The organism is Chitinophagaceae bacterium (genome assembly GCA_016717285.1).
Taxonomy (GTDB): domain Bacteria; phylum Bacteroidota; class Bacteroidia; order Chitinophagales; family UBA10324; genus JACCZZ01.
This window is the reverse complement of record JADKFU010000002.1, coordinates 158,696-174,870: the sequence shown is the minus strand read 5'-3', so window position 1 is coordinate 174,870 and position 16,175 is coordinate 158,696. Positions and strand designations below refer to the sequence as shown.

Annotated in this window: 13 protein-coding genes and 2 pseudogenes; 13 read left to right on the top strand and 2 right to left on the bottom strand. The window is 41.4% G+C overall.

Annotated features, from left to right (window positions below):
• Window positions 1-31: 31 nt before the first annotated feature.
• The 8 genes from IPO83_03970 (at window position 32) to IPO83_03935 (ending at window position 8,919) form a co-directional block, all read left to right on the top strand.
• Window positions 32-592, top strand: coding sequence for a YceI family protein (locus tag IPO83_03970; protein MBK9730436.1), 561 nt, complete (start codon window positions 32-34; stop codon window positions 590-592).
• A 22-nt stretch (window positions 593-614) separates the two neighbouring features.
• Entirely contained in the window at window positions 615-1,514 is a 900-nt protein-coding gene (gene ygiD, locus IPO83_03965; GenBank protein MBK9730435.1) for a 4,5-DOPA dioxygenase extradiol, read from the top strand.
• 262 nt (window positions 1,515-1,776) lie between these two features.
• Window positions 1,777-3,648 carry a DUF3604 domain-containing protein gene (locus IPO83_03960; GenBank protein ID MBK9730434.1) on the top strand — a complete coding sequence of 624 codons (1,872 nt, stop codon included), beginning with the start codon at window positions 1,777-1,779 and terminating at the stop codon, window positions 3,646-3,648.
• Between the two features lie 72 nt (window positions 3,649-3,720).
• Window positions 3,721-4,569 carry a peptidyl-prolyl cis-trans isomerase gene (locus IPO83_03955; GenBank protein ID MBK9730433.1) on the top strand — a complete coding sequence of 283 codons (849 nt, stop codon included), beginning with the start codon at window positions 3,721-3,723 and terminating at the stop codon, window positions 4,567-4,569.
• Window positions 4,566-5,555: a HupE/UreJ family protein gene (locus IPO83_03950; protein MBK9730432.1), complete on the top strand. Its 990-nt coding sequence runs from the start codon at window positions 4,566-4,568 to the stop codon at window positions 5,553-5,555. Before IPO83_03955 ends, IPO83_03950 begins: the two co-directional genes overlap by 4 nt.
• Before the next feature lie 149 nt (window positions 5,556-5,704).
• Entirely contained in the window at window positions 5,705-6,088 is a 384-nt protein-coding gene (locus tag IPO83_03945) for a hypothetical protein (protein ID MBK9730431.1), read from the top strand.
• 412 nt (window positions 6,089-6,500) lie between these two features.
• Window positions 6,501-8,093: an amidohydrolase gene (locus IPO83_03940; protein MBK9730430.1), complete on the top strand. Its 1,593-nt coding sequence runs from the start codon at window positions 6,501-6,503 to the stop codon at window positions 8,091-8,093.
• 436 nt (window positions 8,094-8,529) lie between these two features.
• Window positions 8,530-8,919: a hypothetical protein gene (locus IPO83_03935; GenBank protein MBK9730429.1), complete on the top strand. Its 390-nt coding sequence runs from the start codon at window positions 8,530-8,532 to the stop codon at window positions 8,917-8,919.
• Between the two features lie 229 nt (window positions 8,920-9,148).
• On the opposite strand, the pseudogene IPO83_03930 reads toward IPO83_03935, so the two are convergent.
• Window positions 9,149-10,916 (bottom strand): annotated as a pseudogene (locus IPO83_03930) (ABC transporter ATP-binding protein).
• A gap of 122 nt (window positions 10,917-11,038) precedes the next feature.
• Entirely contained in the window at window positions 11,039-11,809 is a 771-nt protein-coding gene (truA, locus tag IPO83_03925) for a tRNA pseudouridine(38-40) synthase TruA (protein MBK9730428.1), read from the bottom strand.
• Window positions 11,810-12,155: 346 nt separating this feature from the next.
• Here truA and IPO83_03920 point away from each other — a divergent pair, with 346 nt between their 5' ends.
• The 5 genes and pseudogenes from IPO83_03920 to IPO83_03900 all read left to right on the top strand — a co-directional run bounded on the left by IPO83_03920 (window position 12,156) and on the right by IPO83_03900 (window position 16,124).
• Entirely contained in the window at window positions 12,156-12,434 is a 279-nt protein-coding gene (locus IPO83_03920) for a DUF4293 family protein (GenBank protein MBK9730427.1), read from the top strand.
• Window positions 12,392-12,589, top strand: a complete 198-nt coding sequence (locus IPO83_03915; protein ID MBK9730426.1) for a DUF4293 family protein — start codon at window positions 12,392-12,394, stop codon at window positions 12,587-12,589. Before IPO83_03920 ends, IPO83_03915 begins: the two co-directional genes overlap by 43 nt.
• A gap of 229 nt (window positions 12,590-12,818) precedes the next feature.
• A complete protein-coding gene (recA, locus tag IPO83_03910; GenBank protein ID MBK9730425.1) occupies window positions 12,819-13,853 on the top strand; it encodes a recombinase RecA in 1,035 nt (344 codons plus the stop codon).
• A 161-nt stretch (window positions 13,854-14,014) separates the two neighbouring features.
• Window positions 14,015-14,428 carry an OsmC family protein gene (locus tag IPO83_03905; protein ID MBK9730424.1) on the top strand — a complete coding sequence of 138 codons (414 nt, stop codon included), beginning with the start codon at window positions 14,015-14,017 and terminating at the stop codon, window positions 14,426-14,428.
• A 105-nt stretch (window positions 14,429-14,533) separates the two neighbouring features.
• Window positions 14,534-16,124, top strand: a pseudogene (locus IPO83_03900) (YifB family Mg chelatase-like AAA ATPase).
• Window positions 16,125-16,175: the final 51 nt, after the last annotated feature.

Below are 16,175 nucleotides of genomic sequence, written 5' to 3'. Positions count from 1 at the left end.
AGTATTCATTCAAACAATTAAACAATAAAAAATGGAACCAACCACAGAAGTAACCGGCGTGAAAACAAAATGGATAATTGACCCTGCGCACAGCGAAATAGCGTTCAAGGTAAAGCACCTGATGATTACCAATGTTAAAGGCGTATTCAAAGAATTTGATGCCAGCATTTATACCACAGGAGAAGATTTTATGACTTCGGAAGTGGATTTCTTTATGAGTCCGGCATCGGTTGATACAGGAGATGAAAAGCGCGATGAGCACCTTAAGAGCGCTGACTTTTTTGATGTGGAGAATCACAAACAAATTACTTTCATCGGCGACACCTATGAGAAAGTAGATGATGATGGAAGCTATGAACTGTACGGCAATCTCACGATCAAAGGCATTACCAAGCAAATAAAACTGGATGTTGAATTCGGAGGCGTGATGAAAGATCCCTGGGGAAATCACAAAGCAGGCTTTACGATCAACGGCAAAATTAACCGCAAAGATTGGGGACTCACCTGGAATGCCGCATTGGAAGCAGGTGGTGTTTTGGTGAGTGATGAAATAAGAATTAGCTGCGAAGTGCAATTGACAAAACAATCGTAAAAACGTTTTTGCATTTTTCAAAATGGACAGAAAACGATTTCTAAAATCTTTGGTTCCGCTTGTCGCGGCGCCATTAGCCATACCAGCCATGAAACTGAATGCACTGAATAAAATGACCACGCCATTTAGCAGCACGGAAAAAATGCCCGTGCTGTTTCTCGGCCACGGCAGCCCGATGAATGCAATTGAAGAAAATGAATTTGTTACAGGATTCAGGAACATCGGAAAGCAAATTCAAAAGCCGAATGCGATACTGTGTGTTTCGGCACATTGGGAAACCAGGGGAACATTTGTTACAGCCATGGAAAAGCCAACGACCATTCACGATTTTGGTGGCTTTCCACAAGCGCTGTTTGACGTGCAATATCCGGCTCCGGGAAGCCCTGCCCTTGCCAGGGAAACAAAAGCCATGATTAAAAAAACTGACATTGGTTTAGATGAAAAATGGGGACTAGACCATGGTGCCTGGAGTGTGATAAAACATTTGTATCCGGAAGCAGATGTTCCGGTTATTCAAATGAGCCTCGATTATTACAAGGCACCGCAATATCATTATGAGCTTGCAAAGGAATTAGCAACGCTTCGAAGCAAAGGTGTATTAATTATAGGAAGTGGAAATATGGTGCACAATCTTGGCATGGTAGCTTGGGATAAACTGAATGCTGACGCGTATGGATTTGATTGGGCTTTGGAAGCAAGAGAAAAAATGAACCGCTATATTTTGAGTAGCGATCATGCATCACTCATCAACTACAAATCACAGGGCAGTGCATTTGATTTGGCTATTCCATCGCCTGAACATTATTTGCCGTTGCTTTATACATTGGCATTGAAAGAGGACCATGAAAAAGTAAGTTTATTCAACGACAAGGCTATAGCAGGTTCTCTCACGATGACATCTGTTATGATTGACAAAGCTTGAGGGAAAATGCTGGCAGATTGATCCAATTGATTCAACATGCACGTAAAGGCATTAAACTGCCGGAAGTGCCTGGGATCTCATTTCAAAAATTGGGGTACTCTGCACGTTTCTATTATCTGCTGAATTTCTAACGCTAAAAATATAGCGCAACATAAAGCATGCCCTTGCATGGGATTGCAGAAGCAAGCTTTTTAATTTTCTACAAAAATTTGGGAGGTTATTCATACCTTTTGCGAATGAATTAATTCGCCACTATGAAAAAATGAACCAAGCATTCATGTTCCTCATTGGTATCGCTTTGACCGGTTGCGGGAACAATGCTAATACTACTAATGATGCTGGTAAAGATGCTTCCTCACAACCAGACACAGTCACAGCAATTACAAAGAATCCATTGAAGGATTGTTATTTCGGTGATCTGCATTTGCATACTGCTTATTCGCCTGACGCGAATTTCTTCGGTACCACATTGTTGCCTGAAGATGCTTACAAATACGCAATGGGTGAGGAAGTAATTTACTTCGGTAAAAAAGTAAAACGCATAGCACCACTTGACTTCCTTGCAGTTACTGACCACTCTGAATACCTTGGTGCAATTGCGGCAGTAAAAGATCCGAATGGACCGTATAAGGGAACGGAATTGTATAAGCAATTTACCAGCACAGATCAAAAGGATGTAGCAAAATCATTTGCTGATTTTTGCACTGATATGTCTGCTAACAAGCCCAATCCTGAATTAAATAAACCAGAAGTAATTAAAGGTGCGTGGCAGCATGTAATTAATGCAGCCAATACATACAACAAGCCCGGAAAGTTTACAACATTTGTTGGTTATGAATGGACTTCCGCTCCCAATGACGTAAACATGCATGCTCAGAATTTACATCGTTGTGTAATCTTCAAAGGTGACAAAGTACCTGAATTACCTTTTTCTTCATTCGATTCCCAGGATCCGGAAGACCTTTGGAAGTACATGGAAAACGCACGCAAGACCGGAAGTGATGTGTTGGCTGTACCACACAACGGCAATATCAGCAATGGGTTGATGTTTGATACTAAAACCTTATCGGGTAAACCGTTGACAAAGGAATATGCAGATGCAAGAATGAATAATGAGCCATTGGCAGAAATGAACCAGGGAAAAGGACAAAGTGAAACACGTCCTGAAGTTTCGCCCAATGATGAGTTTGCAAATTTCGAAGTGTTTGAAATTTTGTTGAGCAGCACAGCCAAAGCAAAAGATAAAACCGGTAGTTATATCCGTCAGGCCTTTGGTGTCGGACAGGAACTTCAGACAAAGATTGGAACCAACCCATTTAAATACGGACTGGAAGGTGGTACCGACTATCATTCGGCAATTTCTTCCAGCGAAGAAAATAATTATCCGGGCTCACATGGTACGCAGGATGACCTGGCAAAAAATTATAAAAGCATCTTAGAGGCAACAGAATCTGTTGGCGGTGAGCCGGTAACTAAAATAAGCGCTGCAGGCCTTACCGGTGTTTGGGCTGAAAGCAATACAAGAGATGCCATCTTCGATGCATTGAAAAGAAAAGAATGTTTTGCTACCTCAGGTACCCGCGTTAAAGTCAGAATGTTTGCCGGTTGGGATTATACCGCTGATGTGGTGAAGGAAAATGATTGGGTGAAACTTGCTTATGCTCGTGGTGTTCCTATGGGCGCAGATCTGGTTGCAACATCTTCTGCAGGCAGCCCAAAGTTTTTAGTGCAGGCCATCAAAGATCCCAACTCCGGAAACCTCGACAGGATTCAGATTATTAAAGTGAGCACCAAAAACGGTAAGAGCACAGAAAAAATTTACGATGTGGTTTGGAGCGGCGACCGGAAAAAAGATGCCAAAGGAAAACTGGAAACAGTAGGTAATACAGTTGATGAGAAAGCAGCTACTTATACCAACACTATCGGTGCAGCAGAGTTAATTGGTTATTGGGAAGATACCGATTTCGATCCGCAAGCCTATGTAACGTATTATGCGAGGGTAATTGAAATACCTACACCAAGATGGACTACTTATCTCTCGGCTAAATACAATATGCCCCTGAATAAAAGCGTAGCAGCGACCATCCAGGAAAGAGCATGGACGAGTCCGGTCTGGTACACGCCGGTGAAATAAATCAAGCCTCATTTTCAAACACATGCGAAATAAATCTCTTCGCATGTGTTTTATTTTTACCAATTGCTCAATATGCTCAAAAAGTTTTTTGCGGAACCGCTTATCCAGTTTCTACTGTTGGGAGGGCTTTTGTTTTTACTGGTTTATTATGTCCAGAATCAAAATGATTTACAGCGCCGTGAGATAACAATTGATAATGACAGGATTGCCCTGATGATCGTGAATTATAAAACGCAAACAGGCATCCTGCCGACGAAAGTGCAACTAGATGCAATGATAGATGATTTTATTAAAGAAGAAATTTACTATCGTGAAGCAAAGAAACTGGGACTTGACAAAGACGATGAAATTATCCGGAGACGCCTATCGCAGAAATTTGCTTTTATGCAATCCGATCTTGCCGAAATTAAAGAACCGACGGAAAAGGAATTACAAGCCTACTACAACAGTAATCGATCATTATTCTTACAAGATGCTGATGTGAGTTTCTCGCATGTTTATTTCAGTACCGATAACAGCACTGACAGCATTGCCAGGCAACGTGCGCTTGTTGCTTTACAAAATCTAAAAAAAAGCAGTTTGCAACGTGCCGCTGAAATGGGTGACCGCTTCCCATTGCAATATGATTATGCCTCACAATCAGTTTTAGATATTCAGCAAAATTTTGGCAACACTGCTTTCGCGGATTCATTATTTCAATCACCTATGCATACATGGACCGGACCCGTAAAGTCCGGTTATGGCTGGCACCTTTTGTATATTTCCAATCGTAACACCACAACAGAAAAGCCATTTGAATCGGTTAAAGCAGAAGTGAAAGAAAAATATCTTGATGCTGCAAAAGAGGAACAGAATAAACACACATACGAACTACTGAGTAAACAATATATTATTAACCGGGCATACCTCGAAGTAAAATGAAAAAGCATGCACTGTTAGCTGCATTTGTTTTATTGCTGCCGTTGATTTCATGGGCACATGAAATTCGTCCCGGTTATCTGGAGATAAAAGAAGCCAGAGATCACACACTACAGATTACCTGGAAGCAACCATTGATGGGTGAGTATGGAATACCATTACATCCTGTTATTTCAGCCGGCTGGCTGGTTGACTCGCTTGCTGAAATAACTTATACGGAAAGCTATCTGATCAAACGCTGGCAAGTGCCGTCGAATCACGCAACCTTAGATGAACAAACCATCAGCATCGGTGGTCTTGAAAAAACAATAACGGATGTGTTGGTACAGGTAACACTGCTCAACCATACTTCTTACACTTTCCTGTTAAAACCGATTCAACCCTTTGTAAAACTGAACTTATCCAAACCTCAACCACCACCGGTATGGCAATATATTCAATTGGGCATGTATCATATCTGGTCAGGCTTCGATCATTTGCTATTTATTTTTGGCTTGTTGCTGTTAGTTAAAAAAAGATCAAGGTTGATCTGGACCATCACCGCTTTCACCGTTGCGCATAGTATTACATTGGCGCTGGCAACATTGCATATTATATCAGTGTCAGGTTTATTTACGGAAGCAGCTATTGCGTTGAGCATTGTTTTTTTAGCGGTTGAAATAGTACATCATAGAAACGGCAGAAATGGTTTTGCCTTTCAGTATCCGTGGTTAGTTTCCTTTCTTTTCGGACTCCTGCACGGACTTGGTTTTGCAAGCGCATTACAGGATGTTGGCTTGCCCCAACACAATATTCCACTGGCATTATTCCTCTTCAATGCAGGAGTGGAAGTCGGGCAATTGGCATTTGTATTTGCTGTGCTATTGATAGTTGCAGGGTTAAAAAGATTTTCGTTTTCATTTCCGGAATGGACCTATAAATTCCCGCCCTATTTCATTGGCACCCTGGCAATGTATTGGTTCATAGAAAGAGTGGCCGCCATTTTTTGAAGGAAGTTCACCGATATTTTTTTTGGATTCAACCCGAAATAAGACAGAACCATCTCTATTCCATTCTGGATTCATTCTCTTATTTTGTGTGATCGCTGGCAAAGCCATGCAGTTCACAACCCGTTCGCTCAACACAAAAAAATTACCTTATGAAATCAATCTGGTTTTTTCTGAAAACAACAGTAAAAGGAGGAGCACTATTTTTTCTCCCCATAATTTTTTTAATTATTGCAGTTGAGAAAGTAATCAAAATATTCACCGGAATAATATCACCTGTTGCAGAAAAATTAGGCATAGATACCATCGCCGGCAAAGCAACTATCAGCATACTGATTGTAATTGTTGTATTGCTTATTTGTTTTTTGGGAGGAATGCTGATGAGAATAAAAGTGCTGCAAAAGTTAAATCAAGTGCTTGATGAAAAGCTTGCGACGTTAGTTCCGGCATACAGTGAATTAAAATCAAAAACTACCGGAAAACTGGATTCATTGGCTGAAGCATCTCTTAAAGAGAGCAAAGCTGCTGAAAAATGAAAAGCAAATCCGGATGATGCTCCAATAGCAACAGTGAAAGAAAAGATATTTTCCTGCATTAATCACAACATTGATTTCAAGGTTTATTAAAAAACCATTCCAATTTACACCACTTTCCCCGAAGTTACATTTATGTAAAAAATGTTCAGGAAATAACTCCGTTCTTGTGCCTGTTCATTCCAGAAAAAATGGCCACTAGAAATAAAGGGCGTTTCAATCACTGAAACTATGCTGGAAATAAAATCATTTACCATTGAAAAAAAACAAATCAATCGAGGCACCAACAATGAAAAGATCAATTCGACTCCTGTTCGCAATTACAATACTGTTGTCATCATGTACATCGCCGGCTAAAAAGGAAAGCGCAACAAATGCTGCTGATATTATTTATTATGGTGGTGACATTATTACAATGGAAGGCAATGAAGCAGCATATCCCGAAGCCCTTGCCATTCAAGCCGGAAAAATCGTTTTCGTTGGTTCCAAAGCGGAAGCCGAAGAAATGAAAGGTGACGCTACTGTTATGGTGGACCTGCAAGGTAAAACGATGCTGCCCGGTTTTATCGATCCTCACAGTCATTTTATCAATGCGCTTTCAATGGGTTCACAGGCAAACTGTTTTGCACCACCCGTAGGACCCGCAAAAAATATAGATGGAATTATAGCCGCTTTGAAAGATTTACAGGCAAAGAAAAATATTCCTAAAGGAGAAATAATTATGGGATATGGTTATGACGAAAACCAGATGCCGGACGGAAGCATGCTTAACCGTGATGATCTTGATAAAGCATTTCCGGATAACCCTGTGATTGTTGGACATGTTTCGTTGCACGGTGGTGTATTGAATTCCATGGCGTTGAAAAAATTCGGGTACAGTGACAAAACAGCTACTCCCGACGGTGGAATTATTATCAGAAAACCAGGAACCAATGAACCTTATGGACTAATCATGGAAACCGCTTTTCTTCCTGTGTTTGCCAATCTTCCAAAGCCAACAACGGAGCAGCAAATGCAGGGATTAAAAGATGGTCAGATGATCTATGCCTCGGCAGGTGTTACTACTGCGCAGGAAGGTGCTACACACAAAGCGGATCTTGATATACTTGTTAATGGTGCAACGCAAAATGCGCTGTATATTGATGTGATTTCTTATCCCTTTATTCTTGATCTCCGCAATGTTTTAGCGGATCATCCATTCTCTGAGTTTGGTTCTTATCACAATCATTTAAAAATCGGTGGCGTAAAAATTACATCAGACGGATCACCCCAGGGAAAAACGGCACTTTTCAGCACTCCATACCTGACCGGTGGACCCGGAGGAGAGAAAAGCTGGAAAGGCGAACCAACGTTCCCGCAGGATTCATTGAATGCGTGGCTAAAATGGTTGTACGGAGAAAAAATCCAGGTGCTGATTCATGCAAATGGTGATGGTGCAATTGATATGATTTTGAAAGCACATGAATTTGCAATGGGCAGTGACACATCAGGAGACAGGCGAACCACGGTGATTCATTCCCAGTTTGTTCGTCCCGACCAATTAATAAAATACAAGACATACCATATTATTCCATCCCTTTATACTGAGCATACTTTTTTCTTTGGTGATACACATATTCAGAACCGTGGAATGGAACAAGCCTCCTTCATCAGTCCACTCAATACTACTTTAAAAATGGGTATCACAGCAACCAATCATACCGACTTTAATGTACTACCGATTGACCAGATGATGGTGGTTTGGAGTGCCGTAAACCGTATTACACGCACGGGAGTTTTGCTTGGCGCTGATGAACGCATCACACCTTATCAGGCTTTACAGTGCATAACCATCAACGCTGCCTATCAGTATTTTGAAGAAAGCAGCAAAGGCTCTTTAAAAGCAGGCAAGCTTGCCGACCTGGTAATCCTGGATAAAAATCCATTGAAGGAAGATCCAATGGAAATTAAAAATATTAAAGTAGTGCAAACCATTAAAGAAGGTCAGACGATCTATAATAAAAATTAAATCCTGGCCAAAATAACCTTGTAAGTAATCCATCCTCTCTTTAGCGATATGCTGTTTTACGTTTTAGGAATGTAATTATGCCGGCAAAACCAGTTATTGGCCAAAGGAAGCAAGACGGGATTTTTCTATTGAAAAGTGAAGATCATCTCCTGAAAATTGTCCAACAGGTCGTTTGATGGACACGTTGCAAGCGATAGCTTATCAATATTGCAGCGTTGCTGGATACATTTGCGGGCATTTTTTCAATAAAGTGCATTTAAATCACACTGCATTCTCTATCGAATTAATACTACAATTTAAGTTCTTAAACACTTGCATCTTTGATTCAAAATGAAGCCAATAAAGGCTGATCAGAAGTTTTTTTCAAAAGATGCTTTGTTCACCCTGATAATCCCATTTTTTAATCTAACTATTTTAAACCAACCCTCCATTAATCATGAAAAAAGTAATGTACCTGACACTTTTCCTTGCATTCGCAGGAACACAATTCAGCAATGCACAAGTAACTGCAGAATCAGCAATGAAAACGTTTACAAAAACCAAGGACCAATTTGACGGACTTACGGCCAAATACAAGCCGTATAAGGACATGGCACTTCAAAATGCCGACATGTTGAGTCCTGAATTGAAGACCAGCATGAAAGATCTTGATACTCAAATGACAGGTTTAGGCGGCAAGCTTGATGCTTTTCCTAAGGCTTCTTCTACCGAACAAATAGCTATGGCTTCTTCACTTACGAGTGATTATGCTGCTGTGAAAACTTCCACGAAAGCGGTAACCAAATCTATTAAAGCCTTGAAAATGCCTGCAATGCCCAAGCTTTAAATGCGAAAGGAGTGTTGATTTTGTGTTCTGAACAATAGTGCATGAACGTCAGCATAAAGCTTGCTCTTGCAGTGGGTTGCAGGGGTGAGCTTTTTTATTTTTATAATTGATGGTGATTATTTTGCATAAGCAGTTTCCGCTTTCCACTCTAAAATGCGGATCAATTAATGCTGAAATGGAAGACTAAAAAAAATGCAGTGGAATGAAACTTCAGGAACAATAATTCATTTCAAACTATTACTTCCTTCTTCTTGCTGAATTGCAATTCATATAAATTCCTGTAATGGCCATCCAATGCCAGCAATTCTTCATGCGTTCCCATTTCCTTCACTTCTCCTTTTTCCAGCACCAGAATTTTATTTGCATGCTGAATAGTGGACAAGCGATGCGCAATGATAATAGAAGTTCTTCCTTCAATCAGCTTTTCTATCGCATGCTGAATGAGTATTTCCGATTCTGTATCAATGGAGGAAGTAGCTTCATCCAGTATCAAAATTTTCGGATTAAAAACCAAAGCCCGTACAAACGAAATCAGTTGCCGCTGACCGACGGATAGCGTTGCGCCGCGTTCCATTACATGGTAATCATAACCACCGGGTAATTTTTCAATCCACTCTTCCACGCCACAAAGCATGGCTGCGTGTTTAACCTGCTCACTTGTAATGTTAGGGTTGCGCAACGTAATGTTGTCCATCACTGATCCTGAAAACAAAAACACATCCTGCAATACGAGTCCTATCGTGCTTCGCAGTGAGGAAAGCTCATACTCTTTTGTGTTTACATCATCCAGGTAGATGGCACCCTTTTGAATTTCATAGAATCGGCTGAGTATATTTATGATGGAAGTTTTTCCCGCTCCTGTTGCTCCGACAATGGCAAGCGTTTGTCCGGCACCTACTTTAAATGATACATTCTTCAGCACAAAATTCTCATCGTCATAAGCAAAACTCACCTGATCAAAAACAAGTTCGCCGCGCACATTTTCCGCTGACTTTTTACCGGTATTTTCCATTGCGTCTTTGTTATCCAGCAACTTAAATACACGTTCACTCGCCACCATACCCATTTGCAGCGTGTTGAATTTATCCGCCAGCATGCGGATAGGACGAAACAATAAATTGATATAAAGAACAAATGAAATCATTACACCTAAAGAAGTGCGATCATCCAACACCTGGTAAGCTCCATACCATACCAGCAATCCCAATGCAATGCTCGAAATAATATCCACTACCGGAAAAAAAAATAGAATAGTACCAGATGCCGCGGATGTTTGCAGTGCGGTGTTCCTTGTTGATGAGCTTGAATTTTTTCATCTCGCGCTCTTCCGCATTAAACACCTGCACCACACTCATGCCACTGATATGCTCCTGCATAAAAGCATTGAGTCGTGCCACCTGGTTGCGCACATCTGTAAATGATTTACGAATGCCTTCTTTAAAAATGTAAGCAGCCACCAGTAAAATGGGTAGCACAGACAAGCAAACCAATGTCAGTTGCCACGAAGAATAAAACATCACCGAAAGCACCGCTACAATGGTCAGCAAATCACTGAGGATGGTGATTACACCTTCCGCAAAAATATCATTGATGGCTTCCACATCGCTGATGGTTCGTGTGGTGGCTGTTCCCAAAGGTGTACGATCGAAGTAACGCAGGTTGAGATCAATTACATGAGCATACACTCTTTCACGAAGATCACGCACAATAGACTGCCCCAACCAGTTCGTGTTATAGGTAAAAAAATAAGTGAGGCCCGCCTGAAAAAATAGTATTCCCATCAATATGCACGACATCATCAGTAATTTATTCCAGTCGCCGGCAAGAATATAACGGTCGATGGTTATCTGAATCAGGAATGGATTAACAGGAGAAAGTACTGCCAGTAAAACTGCAATCAGGAGTGCGAGATAAAAACGCTTTTTATACGGTTTTACCAGGCCCAATACACGCCGCAGCAGGCGGAAGTCAATAAGTTTGTTGAGTATTTTTTTCAATCCTGATTAATTCGGCTGCAAAATACAAATTGTGTGACGTCAGCCTGTCTGACGGCAGGGCTTTAATCCTGAATTTAAGTTCAAATCCATTATTTCAGTATTTTTTGGTTGATTACCAAAAATCAGTCATCAATATTCACAAGCAATCCATCCGGATATTTCACTTCCAGCAATGTAAGACCTTGTGCCGGTGCTGAAAAATCTGTTTTGTGTGGCTGACGGCTTTCGATGAGTTGTGACAATTGATCCATCGTTAATTTTTCACGGGCATAACGGATGGAAGTAGCAACAAGGCCACGTACCATTCCACGTAAAAAACGATCTGCTGTGATACGGAAACGCAAAAGATTTTGTGTTGCTTCCAGTTCCCATCGTGCTGATTGTATCGCACATAAAGTTGTTTTTACCTGCGTTCTTTTTTTACTGAAAGCAGCGAAGTCATTTTGCGTTGCAAGAAAATCAGCGGCTTCATTCAGTTTTTCCGCTGACAATTCCGGGTACGGATAAAACGAAGTAAAATCGGTGAGGAATGGATTTTTATCATAACAAATCAAGTATTCATAAGTGCGGCTGATAGCAGCAAAACGTGCGTTGAAATTTCCGGGTACGGAAAAAACATTTCGTACTGCAATATCTACCGGCAACAAAAAATTCAATCTCCGTAGAAAATGTTCGGGTAATGATTTCTCCAGATCAAAATGGGCGAAATTCTGAAATGCATGTACACCTGCATCCGTGCGTCCTGAGGCTGTTACCATCACTTGTTCATGCAGCAATACCGACAACTTTTCATTCACCACCTGCTGAATAGTGTTGGAAGTATTTTTCTGCACTTGCCAGCCACTGTAAACAGTGCCTTTGTAAGAGATTTCAAGAAGGTAGCGGGAAACCACAAAAATTACAGGTGAGATTTTATCAGGAAATATGAACTTGCCTCAAACTTAGTCAAACTCAGGAATAACCTGTTTGTATGCTGAAGAAAAGCAGTTCATTTTTTACGCGCAGTTGTTGCGATTGATTTGGAAAAGATTCAAAATAATAAACACAAACCCGGTTGCTCGCGGATCCTTTCCAAACCTTAACTCAGATTGGTAATGCATCTTGAAGAAGATGCTTTATCTGATTCTTGAAATCTTCAGTATTTTACGTTCGAAATAAGAAGTTCATTTTTTAAGAAAGCACATCCATTCAACTGGTTAACCATAACGGTAAAATATCATAAAGCAGCCAACCCGATCTATGATCCAACGCATCCAGACGCTTTACCTTTTTCTTTCCCTGATTTGTGCTTTGCTTCTTTACCTGTTCCCCATCTGGCAAACAACTGCTGAAAGCATCGATGGCGGAATGCAGGTGATTGGTGCCGGAACACATTTGCTGTTACTGCCAATTCCGGTGCTAATGGCGATATCACACCTGGTGGCCATTTTTTCGTTTAAGCACAGAAAAGACAGAAGCAATTTTGTACCGGCAATATCCTGCTGTACATCATTTTTTTCCTGGGTGGCTTGCTCATGATTCAGCTCGAACACCATTTCTTCCAACATTTTGATTTGTTTGAATTCCGGTTGGGTGTGGTTTTACCTATTGCAGGCATCGCCTTCAATATCCTGGCACGTAATGGTATTAAAAAAGATGAAGCATTGCTGCGATCGATGGACAGGTTGAGGTAAGGGGTTTAATGATTTGTAAATGAATATTTGGCAATTCTATAAAAGCCGAACTACCATTAACAAAAAAATCAGTATGCTACCTCAATTCAATTTGTTTATCTACATTTAACATCGTTATTCATATCATTTCTATCTGTTGAAAAATAAATCCGTCTGATATAATTTATTATCTGAAATCTTTATAGAAATTCGTTTTTTATTCTTTGATCATTAAACAATCCAAACAATTATGGCAACTGCAAACCAGGAGAAGCTGAAAGCCCTTAAGCTTACCATGGAAAAAATCGACAAGACATATGGCAAGGGCACCATTATGAAATTAGGCGATACAATGATTGAACCTGTGGAAGTGATTTCGACGGGATCTTTAGGATTAGACCTTGCACTCGGCGTTGGCGGACTTCCGAAAGGCCGCGTAATAGAAATCTATGGCCCGGAATCATCCGGTAAAACCACGTTGGCTATTCATGCCATCGCACAATCACAACGGAAAGGCGGCATCGCAGCCTTTATTGATGCGGAACATGCTTTTGATAAGTTGTATGCACAGAAACTGGGCGTGGACGTAGAGAATCTCCTGATCTCGCAACCAGACAATGGTGAACAAGCGCTTGAAATTGCTGATAACCTGATTCGCTCCGGTGCAATAGACATTCTCGTTATTGACTCTGTGGCCGCACTGGTCCCCAGAAGTGAGATTGAAGGGGAAATGGGTGATTCCAAAATGGGACTACATGCACGGTTGATGTCGCAGGCATTGCGGAAATTAACAGGCACCATCAACAAAACCGGATGCTGCTGTATCTTCATTAATCAGCTCCGCGAAAAGATCGGTGTGATGTTCGGAAATCCCGAAACAACCACCGGTGGTAACGCATTGAAGTTTTACGCTTCTGTTCGTTTGGATATACGCCGTTTGGGGCAGATTAAAGACGGCGATGTGGTAATGGGCAATCACGTAAAAGTGAAAGTGGTGAAGAACAAAGTAGCACCACCTTTCCGCTTTGCTGAATTTGACATCATGTATGGAGAAGGTATCTCCAAAGCCGGCGAAATCATTGACATGGGTGTTGATCTGAACATCGTTCAGAAGAGTGGTTCGTGGTTCAGTTACGATGGTAACAAACTCGGACAAGGTCGTGATGCGGTAAGACAACTGTTGATTGATAACCCTGAACTCTCTGAAGAAATTGAAAAGAAGGTAAGAGAAAAAGTGATGGTTGCGGAGCATGTGATGCCGGTGGAGAAGGAGGAAGAGGATTGAAGGGTTTTAAGGGTTTGAAATGTTTAGAAAGTTTATAGGGTTTATATTGTTTTTGGGTTCATCTTGAGTGAGCGGACAATTAAACAAGGTGCCATTTAACCAATTAGCCATTCAATATTTAAAACATCTTTCGACAAAAACTAAAATAAACCAATAACAAAATGAAAAGATCAAGCAACGCCGTTTGGAACGGCACAGGGAAAGAAGGTAGCGGAACCATGACTTCGGAAAGTAAAGTGCTCAACAATGCCAGCTATTCCTGGAGAACACGTTTCCAGGATGTAGAAGGAACAAGTCCTGAAGAATTGATTGCTGCAGCCCATGCCGGTTGCTTTTCCATGAAACTTAGCTTCGTGCTTGGAGTAGCTGGATTTACGCCGGAATCTATTGAGACCACTTCCACCATTAGTCTTGAAGGTGGAGCAATTACCGGTTCACACCTGCAAGTAAAAGCTAAAGTCCCGGGTATTACCGCTGAAAAATTCCAGGAATGTGCGGAAGATGCAAAAACGAATTGCCCGGTTTCCAAAGCGCTGAGCGTACCAATCAGTGTGGAAGCAACTTTGTTAAGCTGAGAGGATTAATTTATTTGCAGGCACCCTTTGCCTGGAGAGTAATTTCTGCAAAGGGTGTCTTTTTGTTGTATATTATTTATATGTTATTCAAAGCAAGCTCTTCCTATGTATGAAGAAGAAGAATCTATAGAAACATTCGAGTCCGACGATCCAAGAAGTTCACTGGTAAAAACATTTGGCAGTGCCGTGAATGGCATTGATGCGCTTACCATTACCGCTGAGGTGAGTGTAGGACAAGGCGCCAATTATTTCCTGGTAGGCTTACCGGACAATGCTGTAAAGGAATCCCTGCATCGTATTGAAGCAGCCATCAAATACAGTGGCTATCGGATGCCACGAAGAAAAATTGTGATCAACCTCGCTCCTGCCGATATCCGCAAAGAAGGTTCGGCCTATGATCTTACCATGGCCATCGGCATTCTCGCAGCATCAAACCAGGTGGATGCTTCACGATTGCATCGCTTTATTATTATGGGTGAATTGTCGCTCGACGGTTCACTGCAACCCATTAAAGGTGCGTTACCCATTTCGATACAGGCACGTAAAGAAGAGTTCGAAGGATTTATACTTCCCAAACAAAATGCGCGTGAAGCCGGCATCGTAAGTAATCTGAAAGTATATGGCGCTGAAAGCATCCTTGATGTGATCCATTTCTTCAATGGCGAAAAGAACTGGAGCAAACCATTGTTGACACGCGCAAAGAATTTTCGGAACAGCAAAATCATCTTGATATAGATTTCTCCGATGTAAAAGGACAGGAGAACATTAAACGTGCTTTGGAGATTGCAGCGGCCGGTGGACACAATGTAATTTTGATTGGTCCGCCTGGTGCAGGAAAACAATGTTGGCCAAACGATTGCCTACTATTCTTCCTCCACTCTCATTGCATGAAGCATTGGAGACCACAAAGATTCATTCCGTAGCCGGGAAATTACCTGCAGAAGCTTCGTTGGTTTCTATACGTCCATTCCGTTCGCCGCATCACACCATCAGTGACGTTGCTCTTGTGGGTGGTGGCATGAATCCGCAACCCGGAGAAATATCACTGGCACACAATGGTGTTTTGTTTTTGGATGAACTGCCCGAATTCAAACGAACGGTGCTCGAAGTTTTACGTCAACCGATGGAAGAACGACGTGTCACTATTTCCCGTGCAAAATTTTCTGTTGATTATCCTGCCAGCTTCATGTTGATTGCTTCGATGAATCCATGTCCATGTGGCTATTACAATCATCCGGAGAAAGAATGTGTCTGCGGTGCAGGCATCGTTCAAAAATATCTGAATAGAATTTCAGGGCCGCTGCTGGATCGTATTGATCTGCATGTTGAAGTTACACCTGTTCCTTTTCGTGAACTCTCTAACATCAAACTATCAGAAAAAAGTGACCAGGTAAGAGAGCGCGTTATTAAAGCACGCGTGTTCCAGGAAGAACGCTTCGCAGAACATAAAGATGTTCACTCCAATTCACAGATGACCACGAAGATGATGCGGCAGTATTGTTTGCTTCCACCGGCAGGTGATCAATTGATAAAAACTGCAATGGAGAAATTGGGATTATCTGCACGGGCTTATGATCGCATTCTCAAAGTATCGCGCACGATTGCTGATCTGGAAGCAAGTGATGATATTAAAGTGGAGCATTTGGCAGAAGCGATTCAGTATAGAAGTTTGGATAAGGAGAATTGGGCGGGGTGAGTATTTTACAATAGTATTTTTTAAATTTCCGATGGCTTTGAATTAAATTTT